The sequence below is a fragment of the Cylindrospermopsis raciborskii Cr2010 genome (assembly GCF_003367075.2).
Classification (GTDB): Bacteria; Cyanobacteriota; Cyanobacteriia; order Cyanobacteriales; family Nostocaceae; genus Raphidiopsis; species Raphidiopsis raciborskii.
In genome coordinates this window covers 3,282,872-3,300,744 of the sequence record NZ_CP065936.1, presented here as the reverse complement: position 1 = coordinate 3,300,744, position 17,873 = coordinate 3,282,872, and the positions used below count along the sequence as shown (strand labels likewise).

Below are 17,873 nucleotides of genomic sequence, written 5' to 3'. Positions count from 1 at the left end.
GTGGGTGTAAGTTCCTAAAGTTGGCAGGTTGCTGACCGTATTAAGTCTCCATAAAAAGCCAAAACCTATCTTCGTCCAGTTTCAACTAGGTTTGGGTAGGTTTTGGTAAGTTTATAAGAGCGGATTTTGTGGTTTTACAATGTAAACAAATAATAAAATTAACACCACATTCTCTGGAAATGCTACCATAGTTCTGTTAATGCTGCAATAATGATATCCGAAACCTTATATACCCATGTGTAGTCCGTACACACTATAATCTTGGAAACATTAGTTTGCTTAGACTATATTCCTAGAGACTGGCAAGTTGTGTTATGCTTGTGCTGATTTGTTACGATAACCCCTAAATAATACACTGGAGATTTATGTCTACACCAAAACTTGTAATCACACCGAAAATTCAGAGCATTTCACCACGTAGTGGAAAGATTAATCTCGACTATCGACTGGAAAACTTTACAGATCCGGCTGTGTCTTCAGCAAGTATAGAGGTTTACTTTAGCAATGAACTTCAAATTGATGTAGATGCTATCACTATTGGTGATAATACAGGTACTGTTCCCTTAGGTGGCAGAATAACAGGTGCTGATACTAACAATGCTGATGGTAATGGCAGCACGGGGAATTTTGTGCTGCTAACCTTTCAAAATTTAACTACATCTGTAACTAATAAATCATTTATTAATATTCCCTTTGTAACAACCAGTACATTTGATGGCCAGGCAACAGTTAATTTTATTGCTCGTAGCAGTAATCCTAGCCTCACAGTAGATCCTATTGCTCCGGTTGCCATCAATAACCAGGTCACCGCTATTCTGGAAGTTGGACCCGGTCAAACTTATACAACAATTCAAGCAGCCATTGATGCTGCCAGCAACGGTGATGTAATTAGGGTGCTATCCGGTGTATACAATGAAAACGTGACTATAAATAAGTCGGTTACACTGGAAGGTCCCAATAAAGGAATTAGACCAACTATACCGGATATTAACTTAACTGGTGGTATTAATATCAATCAGGGATACCGTACTAACCCAGAAGCTTGGATTAAGGGCACTGTTACTGTAACAGCAGACAATGTTACTATTGATGGTTTCCGACTCAGAAATGAAAACGGTCCTTTGCAATGGACTAGTACACCAGATAACTTTAAACTACTCAACAACTACGTTACCGGGTATAACGCCAATAAGGGACCCCGTTTCGGAGATGCTAACAGCAACAACCCAACCGATCAAGTTACCGGTTGGCAGATTGATGCCAACTACATTGGTGGCTTATTGGGCGGTGGTGGCACGGGCGGGTCTATGTACTTAGCCGGACTCAGTAATTCAAGTATTAATAATAACACTTTTTGGCGCCCTCGTGCTGCCCACCTATACCTGGCATCTCTCACCAATGTTACCATAGATGGTAATAAGTTCTATCACGGACTGCACGCTGGTGGTGCCGATTTTGACGGATTTGGGAAATTTTTTAGCGGGACTGGCTATGGTTACGGTGGCTATGGTGGCTATGGTGGTAGTTATGGTGGTGGCTATGGTCGTAACTATTGGTTAGAACTCAAGGGGAGAAATGATACTGTTAATATCAAAAATAATAGTGGTCAGTTTAACAGCGGTGGTATCCAGCTTTATGGTGAAGTGAATGATCCCTTCCTATTCAATAATGTCACTATAGAGAAGAATACTTTTCCTGCTAACAACTTTGTTAATGCTTATACTCAAGCCTCTACAAATAATTTATCCGGTCTGATTCCTGCTGTCATGGCAACCGCTAAGGTTGTGACTGGAGGTCCTTCCGGTAGTAATTTAGTGATCCGTGACAATGAGATCACAATGGATCTAGCTCAACTCAAATATACTACAGACCACAAATCTTCTTTAGAGGTGCGGGGTAACTTCAACGGTGTGACCATTGAAGACAACACTTTAACTCCAACAGGTACCAATGGCGGTGTTAATTTAATCACGGGTCTGAACCTTTACGGTAGTTTGCCGGGACTGGTATCGGTCAAAAATAACGAGTTTTTCGGTGAAGGTGGAACTCATCAAGCTGCTAGTTATTACGGTATTGATGTAATTCCCACTTTCACTGACTATGGAACCTATAATAGCAATCTCAACATCCAAAACAACACCATTAGAAACTGGGAAGTTGGGGTTGTCTTACGTGACGCAGCCCAGATTACTGCAAACAGTATTACTATAGCGGGAAATAACTTTAGTAGTAATTCAAGGAACGTCTTCGATGGTATTAACCCCACGATAACAACTCAAGTCCTATCCTACCCAGAAAATAAACTGCAGGGAGCCACCTTAGGAACAGTATCAGCAAGTGACAACTTGCCCAATACAGATAACGTAGGTATTAGACAGTATAGCATTTCCAGTGGAAATGAAAGCGGATTTTTCAGCATTAATTCTAGTAGTGGACAAATTACCTTGACAGCAGCAGGTATATCAGCTGCTGCTAACAACTTTGAAAGTTTACCTAACACCTTCACCCTTGGGATCACAGTCACAGACGGAGGTGGACTAACTGCCACTAACACAGTGACCCTAAGTGTTAACGACGTTAATGAAGCACCCGCAGACCTGACTCTATCAGCTACTAGCATTGCAGAAAATCAAGGAATTGGCACAGTGGTGGGTAACTTCTCTACCACAGACCCAGATACTGGCAACACCTTCACCTATAGCCTAGTTACGGGAACAGGTTCTATCGATAATAGTTCCTTCACCATAGATGGTGGTCAACTGAAAACTGCTGCTGCCTTTGATTTTGAAACCAAGAACAGCTACAGCATTAGAGTTCGTAGCACGGACCAAGGTGGACTGTCTTTTGAGAAACAGTTAACCATTGGTGTAACCAACATCAATGAAACACCCACAGACCTGACTCTATCAGCTACTAGCATTGCAGAAAATCAAGGAATTGGCACAGTGGTGGGTAACTTCTCTACCACAGACCCAGATACTGGCAACACCTTCACCTATAGCCTAGTTACGGGAACAGGTTCTATCGATAATAGTTCCTTTACCATAGTTGGCAACCAGTTAAGAACTGCTGCTGCCTTTGATTTTGAAACCAAGAACAGCTACAGCATTAGAGTTCGTAGCACGGACCAAGGTGGACTGTCTTTTGAGAAACAGTTAACCATTAATGTTACCAATGTTAATGAAGCACCCGCAGACCTGACTCTATCAGCTACTAGCATTGCAGAAAATCAAGGAATTGGCACAGTGGTGGGTAACTTCTCTACCACAGACCCAGATACTGGCAACACCTTCACCTATAGTCTAGTTACGGGAACAGGTTCTATCGATAATAGTTCCTTTACCATAGTTGGCAACCAGTTAAGAACTGCTGCTGCCTTTGATTTTGAAACCAAGAACAGCTACAGCATTAGAGTTCGTAGCACGGACCAAGGTGGATTGTCTTTTGAGAAACAGTTAACCATTAATGTTACCAATGTTAATGAAGCACCTAGCTTTGCTAATGGCACTACTACCTTCTCCACAGCGGAAAATAGCACCACTGTAGGAACAATTTCTGCTGCTATAGATCCAGATGCAGGTGATACCCTTACCTACACCCTTTCTGGTGCAGATGTGGCCAAGTTCAACATTGATAATACAACCCGGTCATTAACCTTTAAAACTGCCCCTGATTTTGAAGCACCAGGTAGTGCAGCAGGAACCAACACTTACAGTGTGACCGTTACCGCCGCCGATGATGGGGGCCTAACTGCTACCCAAACAGTTACTGTTAATGTCACTAATGTGGTGGAAGTCGGTAATCCGCCGGTAATCACTAGTAGCTCCACCTTCTCCGTGGCAGAAAACAGCACGGCAGTGGGAACTATTACTGCCACTGATGCGGATGCTAATACCCTGACCTACAGCATTAGCGGGGGAGCAGACCAGAGCTTATTCACTATCAATGCCAATACGGGGGTTTTGAGCTTTGTTACTGATCCTAACTTTGAATTACCAACAGATGCAGGAATCAATAACGTTTATAACCTGCAAATCCAAGTTACCGATGGTAATAATCCAGTTACCCAGGACTTGATTATCACTGTTACCAATGTTAATGAAGCACCCGCAGACCTGACTCTATCAGCTACTAGCATTGCAGAAAATCAAGGAATTGGCACAGTGGTGGGTAACTTCTCTACCACAGACCCAGATACTGGCAACACCTTCACCTATAGTCTAGTTACGGGAACAGGTTCTATCGATAATAGTTCCTTTACCATAGTTGGCAACCAGTTAAGAACTGCTGCTGCCTTTGATTTTGAAACCAAGAACAGCTACAGCATTAGAGTTCGTAGCACGGACCAAGGTGGATTGTCTTTTGAGAAACAGTTAACCATTAATGTTACCAATGTTAATGAAGCACCTAGCTTTGCTAATGGCACTACTACCTTCTCCACAGCGGAAAATAGCACCACTGTAGGAACAATTTCTGCTGCTATAGATCCAGATGCAGGTGATACCCTTACCTACACCCTTTCTGGTGCAGATGTGGCCAAGTTCAACATTGATAATACAACCCGGTCATTAACCTTTAAAACTGCCCCTGATTTTGAAGCACCAGGTAGTGCAGCAGGAACCAACACTTACAGTGTGACCGTTACCGCCGCCGATGATGGGGGCCTAACTGCTACCCAAACAGTTACTGTTAATGTCACTAATGTGGTGGAAGTCGGTAATCCGCCGGTAATCACTAGTAGCTCCACCTTCTCCGTGGCAGAAAACAGCACGGCAGTGGGAACTATTACTGCCACTGATGCGGATGCTAATACCCTGACCTACAGCATTAGCGGGGGAGCAGACCAGAGCTTATTCACTATCAATGCCAATACGGGGGTTTTGAGCTTTGTTACTGATCCTAACTTTGAATTACCAACAGATGCAGGAATCAATAACGTTTATAACCTGCAAATCCAAGTTACCGATGGTAATAATCCAGTTACCCAGGACTTGATTATCACTGTTACCAATGTTAATGAGGCACCCACAGACCTGACTCTATCAGCTACTAGCATTGCAGAAAATCAAGGAATTGGCACAGTGGTAGGTAACTTCTCTACCACAGACCCGGATGCTGGTAATACCTTCACCTATAGTCTAGTTACGGGAACAGGTTCTATCGATAATAGTTCCTTTACCATAGTTGGCAACCAGTTAAGAACTGCTGCTGCCTTTAATTTTGAAGCCAAGAACAGCTACAGTATTAGAGTTCGTAGTACCGACCAAGGTGGACTGTCTTTTGAGAAACAGTTAACCATTAATGTTACCAATGTTAATGAAGCACCTAGCTTTGCTAATACCACTGCTACCTTCTCCACAGCGGAAAACAGAACTACTGTAGGAATCATCACTGCTACCGACCCAGATGCAGGCGACACCCTTACCTACAATCTCTCCGGTGCAGATGCGGACAAGTTCAACATTGATAATACAACCCGGTCATTAACCTTTAAAACTGCCCCTGATTTTGAAGCGCCAGGTAGTGCAGCGGGAAACAACACTTACAGTGTAACGGTAACCGCCACCGATGGAGGGGGCCTAACTGCTACCCAAGCAGTTACTGTTAACGTCACCGATGTGGATGATACCCCTCCTGATGCTCCCCAAATTATCAATTTCAGAGATGATGTGGCGCCAGTTACAGGAACCTTTGGCAACGGTATTACCACAGATGATCTCACCCCGACCCTGAATATCAAAGCGGAAGCAGGCAGTTCCGTACGGGTGTTCCGTAATGGTCTTACCTATGGTGACGCTACTGCTGCCAACACTCCTGGGGATTATACCTTCACCACTGCTAACCTAGCTCCAGGAACTTACGATTTCACTGCCCAGGCTACGGATGCTGCGGGTAATGTCAGCTCTCTTTCTAACCCATTTACTCTGACTGTTGGTCTACCTGGCTATCAGCGGTATAACTTTACTTACCGCTACGGTAATGGTGATAGCTATAGTGGTTATGTGTATGCTCCAGTGGGAACCTACACCCAGGGTCAAAACATACCTGTTTCCAATACTAATGAAACTGGTCAAACAGGATCCTACACCATTGACTCTTTTGGAGAAATTACCACTAACATTTCCTTTAACAACCTGGTTTACCTTACCAGCTACAATGACGCTGATACAGGATTTGGACCAACAACTAATATATGGCCGCCACAGGGTACAGTTAGTGGTTTCTCTGGTTTGGGTTCAGAATATGGTTTTGCATACGATCCTAACTTTTTCAGCTCTGACCCTTATTTTAGCAACTTCTTTGAAGCCGATATAAGAAGTAATAATGTCTTCTTTGAATTTACTTATTATTATGGCGAAGACACAAATAATGACTATTACAAGGGCTATGGCTATGCCAGTCGAGATTACATTAACGCTCCAGGGCGATACCTTGCTATAAATTCAAAACCCAATGATACGGGTAAGACTGGTTATTATCAAGTCACTTCTGTTCAGAATAGCTTCGATTTTGGTTTAAGGAACATTAACACTTATATTTGGGTTAATGAGTATTTTGATATTCAAACTGACCAAGATGGAATTGGCACAGGGGGCTATGGAAAAGCCAATTATATTTGGTCCTATGGTGGTAACAGGGGTTTAGGTAGCGAAGAAGGCTATGCCTATAATTTAGGATTTGAGGGTGGTGATAATCAGTTTAATCATATCAATTCCGCAGATATTGCTACCACCAAGACTTTTCTTTCTATTCGTAACCCAGGGAATGCATGGCTGCAAACTCGTTTTGAAGGCAATCAAGGAACCCCCACAAACTACACCTTTGAAGTTGTCCGCCAGGGTAACCTGAATTCAGCCCTGAGTGTCAACTGGAATACTCAAAGCTTCTTCTTCCCCAATGCTGATGGTAACGATTTTGTCGGTAGCACATTCCCCTCAGGAACGGTTAATTTTGCACCGGGGCAATCCACTGCTCCTTTGACTATCAGCGTTCAAGGGGATAATACCCGTGAATTTGCAGAATGGTTTCAAGCTGTTATTAACAACCCAGATCCTGCATCGATCTCGCTTTCACAAAATTCCGCCCAGGCGCGGATTTTAAATGATGATGGTCTATTCTGGGGTTGGGGTTTTGGAGATCCTCACTTGGTAACCCTAGATGGACTGGCCTATGACTTTATGGCAGTGGGCGAATTTGTCCTAGTGGAAACAACCCCTGGGTCCGATAACCCCTTCCAGGTGCAAGTCCGCTATGAACCGTATCCTGGTTCGGAAGTGGTGTCTATTACTACTCGTATGGCTGTTAAACTCGGTGAAAGACGGATTGAGTTGCAGCTAGGGTCAGACCAGCTCTTGGTGGATGGAGTAATTGTATCCATTGACCCTGCAGATATAAATGGCGATGGTAATATTGACCCTGCAGAGGGAGGTGTGGATATAAATGGTGATGGTAATTTTGATATACAGCGGAGGGCAATTACTAATGGCAACGAATACACCATTACCCTAAACGATTTAGGAGAGCAGGTTAGAGTAGAGATTTACGATGCCTTTATGGATGTAAATGTCTTAGTTGCTGAAAGTCCTACAGGTAGTACTCGAGGATTTAGAGGATTACTGGGCAATCGGAACAACGATAGGACAGATGATCTAACCGGGCGAGATGGCACTCTCTATTCTCAGCCAGTCAGGTTTGAGAATCTTTATGGAGCCTTTGCCAATAGTTGGCGGTTAGATGCGGTAGGTACAAACAATGGTAAGGATTCCCTTTTCTCCTATGGTGTGGGAGAAAGATTTGGCGGTTTTGACCGCAGTAATTTCCCTCAAGGCGTTATTGACCTGAACCAAGTTCCTGCAGATTTATTAACAGCAGCACGCACTGCTGCTGAAGGAATTACCGATCCTGTATTACAGAATGCAGCCATTTATGATTACCTCTTAACGGGAGAAAGATCTTTTATTCAAGGTGCGCAGGCGTCTCCAGATGAACCTGAAGGGAAGACTGCTCCAGCAGAAGCTCCAGTTATTACTTCCGTTGGTGTAGGGGCTACTCCATTATCTATTACAGAAGGAAACAGCGCTTCACAAGATGTTACCTTCCGGGTATGGCGCACCAACCCCAGCGGTAATCTCACAGTGGACTACAGATTGGAGGGGTCCATTAATGCTGATGATTTATCTCCTGGTACTCCATTGTCTGGTTTAATCAACTTTGCAGATGGGGAAACGGAAAAGCTGGTGAAGGTCACCGTATTAGGAGACACTCTCATTGAAACTGATGAACAGTTAGTAATGAGGATAGAGACTCCTAATATAGGCTCAGTAATGGTAGCAGCGGGACAAGCAGCAACAACTATTATTAGTGATGACTTGCCACCAGTAACCATTGGAGTCATTGCTGGAAATGACATTTTGAATGCAGCCGAAAAAGCAGCGGGTGCTGTTATTACGGGAACTGCAACCGGACTAGCTCAGGTACAAGTCACCATTGCTGGACAAAGGAAAACAGTAAACGTCAATGGTGGAAACTGGACTGCTAATTTTACACCCCAGGAGTTGCCAGGAGATGGTTCATACAGTGTTGAGGCCATTGGCATTGCTCAGTCCGGATCCCAAACCATCGCCGCTTCTCGCACTCTGTTATTAGATACCACCCCACCCAACGCCCCTGTCATTAATCCGGTTACAGGTGACGATATCATCAACCCTGCAGAAAGATCAAGTGGCATTACCATTACAGGAACTGCAGAGGCCAACTCCCGAGTTCGATTGACCTTTGGTAATGTGACACGCACGGTCACCGCTATTAATGGCCAGTGGTCAGTGAATATTAGCGCGGGTGAATTACCTAGTGAAGGAATACTTTCTTTACTGGCAACTGCCACAGATACTGCTGGTAATACCAGTGCAGCGATCGCACGGGAAGTGAGATTTAATAGGGCTCCCAGCTTTGCCAATGCCACTGCTACGTTCTCCACTGCAGAAAACAGCACTAGGGTGGAAATAATTACCGCTGCTACCGATCCAGATGCGGGAGATACCCTCATTTATACCCTTTCTGGAGCAGATGGGGACAAGTTTAACATAGACTCTTCTACCCGCTTACTCAGCTTTAAAACTGCCCCTAACTTTGAAGCGCCAGGTAGTGCAGCGGGAACTAATGCTTATAGTGTAACAGTAACCGCCACCGATGGTGGGGGTCTAACTACCACCCAAGCAATTACCGTGAATGTCACAGATGTCCCAGAAGTTGGCAACCCACCGGTGATAACTAGTAGCTCCACCTTCTCCGTGGCAGAAAACAGCACGGCAGTGGGAACTATTACTGCTACTGATGTAGAACTTAGCACCCTTAATTACAGCATTAGCGGGGGAGCGGATCAAAGTTTGTTCGCCATCGACCCCACCACAGGAGTTCTGAGATTTGTTGCAGCGCCTAACTTTGAAGCCCCGTCCGATGTGGGATCTGATAATCGCTACAACCTGCAAATCCAAGTCAAAGATAGTGATAATAACACGGTTACCAAGGACTTGATTATCACTGTTACCGACGTTAATGAAGCGCCCAGCTTTAATACCCCTACTGCTACCTTCTCCACAGCGGAAAACACAATCCTTGTGGGAAGTGTGGCTGCCACTGATCCGGATAGGGGAGATACCCTCACCTACACCCTTTCCGGTGCAGATGCAGGCAAGTTCGATATTGATTCTACCACCCAGTTTTTAAGCTTCAAGACTGCTCCTAATTTTGAAGCACCAGGTAGTAATACTTACAGCGTTACTGTTATCGCCAGGGATGCTGCTGGCTTAACCACTAACCAAGCAGTTACCATTAATGTTATCGACGTTAATGAAGCACCTAGGTTTGCTAATCCCACTGCTACGTTCTCCACTGCAGAAAACAGCACTAGGGTGGAAATAATTACCGCTGCTACCGATCCAGATGCAGGCGACACCCTTACCTACACCCTTTCCGGTGCAGATGCAGGCAAGTTCAATATAGACTCCTCGACCCGCTTACTCAGCTTTAAAACTGCCCCCAACTTTGAAGTACCGGGTAGTACAGCGGGAACTAATGCTTACAGCGTGACCGTCACCGCCACTGATCGTGGGGGCCTAACCACCACCCAAGCAGTTACCGTTAACGTCACCGATGTGGCAGAAATTGGCAATCCACCGGTGATAACTAGTAGCTCCACCTTCTCCATTGCAGAAAACAGCACGGCAGTGGGAACTATTATTGCCACTGATGCAGATGGTAATACCCTGACCTACAGCATTAGCGGGGGAGCGGACCGGAGTTTGTTCACCATCAATGCTAATACGGGAGCTTTGAGCTTTGTTAATGCTCCTAACTTTGAAGCACCGGGAACTGATAACATTTACAACGTGCAAATCGGAGTTACGGATGGCGTCAATCCTGTTACCCAGGACTTGATTATCACTGTCACTAACGTTAATGAAGCACCCAGCTTTGCTAATCTCACTGCTATCTTCTCTACACCTGAAAACAGCACTACTGTAGAAACCATTGCTGCTGCTACCGATCCAGATGCAGGCGACACCCTTACTTACACCCTTTCTGGAGCAGATGGGGGCAAGTTTAATATAGACTCTTCTACCCGCTTGCTCAGCTTTAAAACTGCCCCCAACTTTGAAGCACGAGGTAGTGCAGCGGGAACCAATGCTTACAGTGTAACGGTAACCGCCACCGATGGTGGGGGCCTAACCACCACCCAAGCAGTTACTGTTAACGTCACCGATGTCCCAGAAGTTGGCAATCCACCGGTGATAACTAGTAGCTCCACCTTCTTCGTGGCAGAAAACAGCACACAAGTGGGAACTATTATTGCCACTGATGCGGATGCTAATACCCTGACCTACAGCATTAGCGGGGGAGCAGACCAGAGCTTATTCACTATCAATGCCAATACGGGGGTTTTGAGCTTTGTTACTGATCCTAACTTTGAAGTACCAACAGACGCAGGAATCAATAACGTTTACAACCTGCAAATCCAAGTTACCGATGGTAATAATCCAGTTACCCAGGACTTGATTATCACTGTTACCAATGTTAATGAGGCACCCACAGACCTGACTCTATCAGCTACTAGCATTGCAGAAAATCAAGGAATTGGCACAGTGGTGGGTAACTTCTCTACCACAGACCCGGATGCTGGTAACACCTTCACCTATAGTCTAGTTACGGGAACAGGTTCTATCGATAATAGTTCCTTTACCATAGTTGGCAACCAGTTAAGAACTGCTGCTGCCTTTAATTTTGAAGCCAAGAACAGCTACAGTATTAGAGTTCGTAGCACGGACCAAGGTGGACTGTCTTTTGAGAAACAGTTAACCATTAATGTTACCAATGTTAATGAAGCACCTAGCTTTGCTAATACCACTGCTACCTTCTCCACAGCGGAAAATAGCACTAATGTGGGAACCATCTCTCCTGCTACCGACCCAGATGCGGGGGATATTCTGAACTACACCCTATCGGGAGCGGACGCAACCAAGTTTAATTTTAATACCATTACTCGCGCCCTTAGCTTTAAAACTCCCCCTAATTTTGAAGCACCAGGTAGTGCAGCGGGAACCAACACCTACAGTCTGACCATTACCGCCACCGATGTTAGGGGTTTAAACGCTACCCAGACAGTTACCGTTAATGTTACCGGTATTAATGAAGCACCCAGCTTTGCCAATCCGACTGCCACTTTCTCTACAGCGGAAAACAGCACTACTGTAGGAACCATCGCTCCTGCTAACGATCCGGATGCGGGTGACACCCTTACCTACAGCCTTTCCGGTGCAGATGCGGGCAAGTTCAACATTGATAATACGACCCGGTCACTGACCTTTAAAACTCCCCCTGATTTTGAGGCGAAAGGTAGTGCAGCGGGAACCAATGCTTACAGTGTGACCGTCACCGCCACCGATAGTGGGGGCCTAACTGCTACTCAAGCAGTTACCATTAATGTCACCAATGTGGATGAAATTGGCAATCCACCGGTAATAACCAGTAGCTCCACCTTCTCCGTGGCGGAAAATAGCACGGCAGTGGGAAATATCACTGCCACTGATGCAGATGGTAATACCCTGACCTACAGCATTAACGGGGGAGCAGACCAGAGTTTGTTCAACATCAATAGCACTACGGGAGCTTTGAGCTTTGTTACCGCTCCTAACTTTGAAGCCCCAACCGATGTGGGAGCTGATAATCGCTACAACCTGCAAATCCAAGTTACGGACGGTAATAATCCAGTTACCCAGATTCTGATTATCGATGTCACCAACGTTAATGAAGCACCCACAGACCTGACTTTATCAGCCACCACTATTGAGGAAAACCAAGCAAGTGGCACAGTGGTGGGTAACTTCTCTACCACAGACCCGGATGCTGGAAACACCTTTAGCTATAGTCTAGTTACGGGAACAGGTGCTACCGATAACAGTTTCTTTACCATAGATGGTGGTCAACTAAAAACTGCTGCTGCCTTTAACTTTGAAACCAAGAACAGCTACAGCATTAGAGTTCGGATCACCGACCAAGGTGGACTGTTCTTTGAGAAACAGCTGACTATTGGTGTTAGAGACGTTAATGAACCACCTGTTTTCTCTGCTGTCTCCTTCAAGGTCTCTGAAAATAGTAAATCAGTCGGTAGAATCAGTGTTCAAAATCCGGAACCGGAAGATGTTATTACCTTTGCCCTAGCAGGAGTTGATGCTAAATTACTGTCCATTGATTCCCAAGGTAACTTGACGTTTAATCGAGAACCAGACTTTGAAAAACCCGAGGATGCGGATAAGAATAATATTTACCAAGTACAAGTCACGGTCGGAGATGGTAAAACCCCTGTAATCCGAGATATCGATATCAAGGTTGAAGATGTCAATGAAGCACCTACTGCTATTGGTGACTTTTTAGCCATTGTTGGAGATACTAGCGGATCCATTGAACCTTTGAAGAACGATACTGATCCTGATAGCGCTGATCAACTGAAAATTATTGGCGTAACTGACGGTAAACAAGGTAAGGTGGAAATTATTGGCAATCAGCTAAAATACACCCTCTCGGATGCTGCATATATAGGAGATGATGTTTTTAGCTATACTATCTCTGACCAAGGAAATTTAACAGCAACTGCAAACGTCAAGGTTAATGTGACCGGAACAAAAGTTGTGGTAAACCCAGATGTAACCAATGTTAACCCCGGTGATCCCTTAATTCCTTCAGAAGCTGGTTCCCTGTCTGGTATTGTTAATAATGTGTCCTTCAATTTCCGTGCTGGCTATAATCCAACTCAATCCAGGGATATTCTGCAAAGAACTTTAGGTCGTACTGATGCGGCTTTTAATAACCTGTTTGGTCTTTATGAAATAGATGATGCTACAGGTACAGTTAATGGCATTGCCCCAGGACAATCTGGCTATGCTAGGGCTGCTTTAAACAGAGCAGTATCTAGTTTTGCAGTACGAGCTGGGGGTTCGGGAAATGGCATAACTGGAAATGTGGTTGTGGGCGGGGATAAATTTTACGCTCCCTTCGTTATTGCCAATGGTGGTAACTTGTTCGGTAGCATGCAGGATGCTATTAACACCTTCTTCCAACTTAATGCTGATAATAGTCGAGCCACCGCTGAAAACTATACCTCTTTCCCAGTTGCTTACTTTAGCTTTGGTGCGGCCAACCCAGATGGTGCAGCTCACATCAGGAGCTTTGGCAATAATGTCTTTGGATTCGAAGATTTACCCGCTGGTGTAGGGGTCAATGATTACGACTTCAATGACACCGTCTTCTCCTTTGGTTAATATGTCAATTTTGGGTTTAATATTAAACTCAACCTACGATCACCCGACTTTGGCTTTCAGACAGGGAATTCATTCCCTGTCTCCCCCACGGACAGTCTCTTGACATTTGCTGTAGACCAAGTCATAATGTTATGGGTTAAATATAAGCAAACTCACCTGTGACAACAGCTTTATCTTGGCAAAAACGAGTCGGTAATCAAAGGGACTGGGTATGGAGAGGTTGGCAAATCCGCTATACTTTTATCCGCCCTGTGAATCACCACCAAACTGCAACTCCTTTAATCTTGCTACATGGCTTTGGTGCTTCTATTGGTCATTGGCGACATAATTTAGAGGTGTTGGGAAAACACCACACGGTTTATGCTCTGGATATGCTGGGTTTTGGCGGTTCTGAAAAGGTTCCCGCTAATTACAGTGTCAATCTGTGGGTGGAGCAACTTTATGATTTTTGGCAGACTTTTATCCATCATCCTGTAATATTAATAGGTAACTCTCTTGGTTCCCTAGTTACCCTAGTAGCAGCAGCAGTTCATCCCGATATGGTTCAGGGTATGGTGATGATGAGTTTACCCGATCCTAATCTGGAACAGGAGGTTTTACCACCTTTTCTTCATCCCCTGGTGAGGGGAATTAAGGGTATATTCGCCTCTCCGCTGTTGCTCAAACCCCTATTCAATTTCATTCGTCAACCAGCTGTGCTCAGACGCTGGGCTGGTCTTGCTTATGCCCACCCCCAAGCTATCACGGATGAGTTAATTGATATTTTGGCAGGACCACCCCAAGATAGAGGTTCTACTCGTGCTTTTATCGCCCTGTTTAAAGCCTCTATTGGTGCGGAATTTAGTCCTAGCGCTAAGACTCTATTACCCAATTTAACCATTCCTATGCTGTTGATTTGGGGAGAAAAGGATAGATTTATCCCACCTAAATTGGCTTCTGAATTTGCTAAATATAATGATAAGTTAGAAGTGTTATATTTACAAGAGGTGGGTCATTGTCCCCATGATGAGTCACCTGAACTGGTTAATCAGGTGATTTTAGGTTGGATTGGACATAATTGCCCTGAGTAATACAAATGTGTTTAATTCACATCTTCATTAAACAACCAGTGGATAAATTTTTTCTAGTTGCTCTTTTTAGTAATTGCCCGATGGTAACTTGAGATCAGGTGAGACTTCTGGATTTGATTACGATTTAGTGATTGTGGGCGGACATGGTGCGACATGCTGTCCATTATGGTCTGAAAACGGCTATTAACGTAGGTTGGGTTGAAGCATGAAACCCAACGCCCCCATGGGTTACCCCTAACCCATCCTACAAATAATCGGGTTTTGGCAAATACTTGACAAGGAGCATTACCCCTAATAGAGATAGTTAACCAGGAGGTACTTGGCGGTAGTTTAGGAGCATATAGCACAGACAGTCTCCAGGTAGGGGTTAATTTAAACAATTATGGTTAATCCCCTGGGGAGCTCCCATAGAGAGTGTTTCGCCAGCTCCCGTAGGGAGTACTTCCCAATCGCTCTTCTCTTTAGTATAAACTCCAGTTTTTAAAAACCTCCCAAGGGTATTCTGGTGCAGGTAATAGTTTATTCGAGTGCAGTAATATCAATACCCTTAGCCCTTAATTGTGATAGCAAGGTTTGATACTTTATTTGTTCCTGCTCTTTGAGAAGTCTTTCACGTTCTGCACGTTGAGTTTCCTGCTCTTTGAGAAGTCTTTCACGTTCTGCACGTTGAGTTTCTTGTTCTTTGAGAAGTCTTTCACGTTCTGCACGTTGAGTTTCTTGTTCTTTGAGAAGTCTTTCACGTTCTGCACGTTGGGTTTCTTGCTCTTTAAGCAATTTTTCACGTTCTGCACGTTGAGTTTCTTGTTCTTTGAGAAATCTTTCTTGTTCTGCATAATTACTCAATTCTACAGGACTAAGAAACTTACTCCCATCTGGATAATAGATGACTAATTCATCTTGGCTCATGTCAAATCTTATTTTCAATCTTGGACTGGTCCAAGTGGTAAAATTCTCAATCTCCTTAAATGAGTTATTTTCCCTAATGGATACTTCTAGACTAATCCTATCTGGATCATATACATAATACTCCTCCACTCCATGTTCTAGATAAAAGAGCTTTTTTCTGTCCATCTCAGTATTATTATTACCAGGAGATAAAATTTCAAACACCACCTGGGGGGGAATATTATTCTCTTCCCACTGTTGATAAGACCCCCGGTGCCCCTTGGGTCTCCCAAACACTACCATGGTGTCAGGGGCTAGTTTAATTTTGTTACTACCCTCCACTGGATACCAAAATAAGTCCCCAGCCACAAACACATCCGCATTATACTTAAATAGTATTTCTAAATTTTCCTTAATTTTGACAATCCATGTAAATTGTCTAGTGTTATCCGCCATAGGTTTATTATCACTTTCTGGGTAGACAATTTTAGGCGTCTCCACACCCTGATTAGTGTTAGATTTTATCACCCCCAGTTGAGTTTTTGGTGCAATTTGCCTCACCATGTCTATACCTCCCACTTTGGTACTGACTTAATCGGTTTAATTTAATATAACATAGTTTGTTTAGGGATGTTGAGTTATTGAACTCAACTTACAATATCACAAAACCAGTCGGTTTAAAACCGACTTTCGCTTTGAGACCCAAAATTGATTCCCGGTCTCCCCCACAGACAGTCTCCAGGTATGGATTAATTTAAACAATAACGGGTAATTGGCGATCTCCCCTAGGGAGTGCTTCGCAATCGCCTGTATGGAGTCAATCGCATTTATATATATCCGGTTGGTTTGTTGGGTTTCGTGCCTCAACCCAACCTACGATTACCCATGACAAAACTAGTCGGTTTTAAACTGACTTTCGCTTTGAGACCGGTCTCTCCCACAGACAGTCTCCAGGTAGGGGTTAATTTAAACAATTATGGTTAATCCCCTGGGGAGCTCCCATAGAGAGTGTTTCGCCAGCTCCCGTAGGGAGTGCTTCCCAATCGCTCTTCTCTTTAGTATAAACTCCAGTTTTTAAAAACCTCCCAAGGGTATTCTGGTGGAGGTAATAGTTTATTCGAGTGCAGTAATATCAATACCCTTAGCTTTTAATTGTGATAGCAAGGTTTGATACTTTATTTGTTCCTGCTCTTTGAGAAGTCTTTCACGTTCTGCACGTTGAGTTTCTTGTTCTGCACGTTGAGTTTCCTGCTCTTTGAGAAGTCTTTCGCGTTCTGCACGTTGAGTTTCTTGTTCTTTAAGCAATTTTTCACGTTCTGCACGTTGGGTTTCCTGCTCTTTGAGAAGTCTTTCGCGTTCTGCACGTTGAGTTTCTTGCTCTTTAAGCAATTTTTCACGTTCTGCACGTTGAGTTTCTTGTTCTTTGAGAAATCTTTCTTGTTCTGCATAATTACTCAATTCTACAGGACTAAGAAACTTACTCCCATCTGGATAATAGATGACTAATTCATCTTGGCTCATGTCAAATCTTATTTTCAATCTTGGACTGGTCCAAGTGGTAAAATTCTCAATCTCCTTAAATGAGTTATTTTCCCTAATGGATACTTCTAGACTAATCCTATCTGGATCATATACATAATACTCCTCCACTCCATGTTCTAGATAAAAGAGCTTTTTTCTGTCCATCTCAGTATTATTATTACCAGGAGATAAAATTTCAAACACCACCTGGGGGGGAATATTATCCTCTTCCCACTGTCGATAAGACCCCCGGTGACCCTTGGGTCTCCCAAACACTACCATGGTGTCAGGGGCTAGTTTAATTTTGTTACTACCCTCCACTGGATACCAAAATAAGTCCCCAGCCACAAACACATCCGCATTGGACTTAAATAGTATTTCTAAATTTTCCTTAATTTTGACAATCCATGTAAATTGTCTAGTGTTATCCGCCATAGGTTTATTATCACTTTCTGGGTAGACAATTTTAGGCGTCTCCACACCATGACTAATGTTAGATTCTATCACCCCCAGTTGAGTTTTTGATGGAATTTGCCTCACCATGTCTATACCTCCCACTTTGGTACTGACTTAATCGGTTTAA

Annotated in this window: 4 protein-coding genes; 2 read left to right on the top strand and 2 right to left on the bottom strand. The window is 43.9% G+C overall.

Annotation, left to right across the window (positions count from 1 at the left end):
* Positions 1–365 precede the first annotated feature (365 nt).
* Positions 366–13,814, top strand: coding sequence for a cadherin domain-containing protein (locus C6N34_RS15055; RefSeq protein ID WP_236107202.1), 13,449 nt, complete (start codon positions 366–368; stop codon positions 13,812–13,814).
* A 158-nt stretch (positions 13,815–13,972) separates the two neighbouring features.
* Entirely contained in the window at positions 13,973–14,884 is a 912-nt protein-coding gene (locus tag C6N34_RS15050) for an alpha/beta fold hydrolase (RefSeq protein ID WP_102939256.1), read from the top strand.
* A 519-nt stretch (positions 14,885–15,403) separates the two neighbouring features.
* Here C6N34_RS15050 and C6N34_RS15045 read toward each other — a convergent pair.
* Positions 15,404–16,333 (bottom strand): Uma2 family endonuclease, encoded by a 930-nt coding sequence (locus C6N34_RS15045; RefSeq protein ID WP_236107200.1) that lies wholly within the window; start codon positions 16,331–16,333, stop codon positions 15,404–15,406.
* Positions 16,334–16,882: 549 nt separating this feature from the next.
* Entirely contained in the window at positions 16,883–17,833 is a 951-nt protein-coding gene (locus tag C6N34_RS15040; protein WP_329606416.1) for a Uma2 family endonuclease, read from the bottom strand.
* Positions 17,834–17,873: the final 40 nt, after the last annotated feature.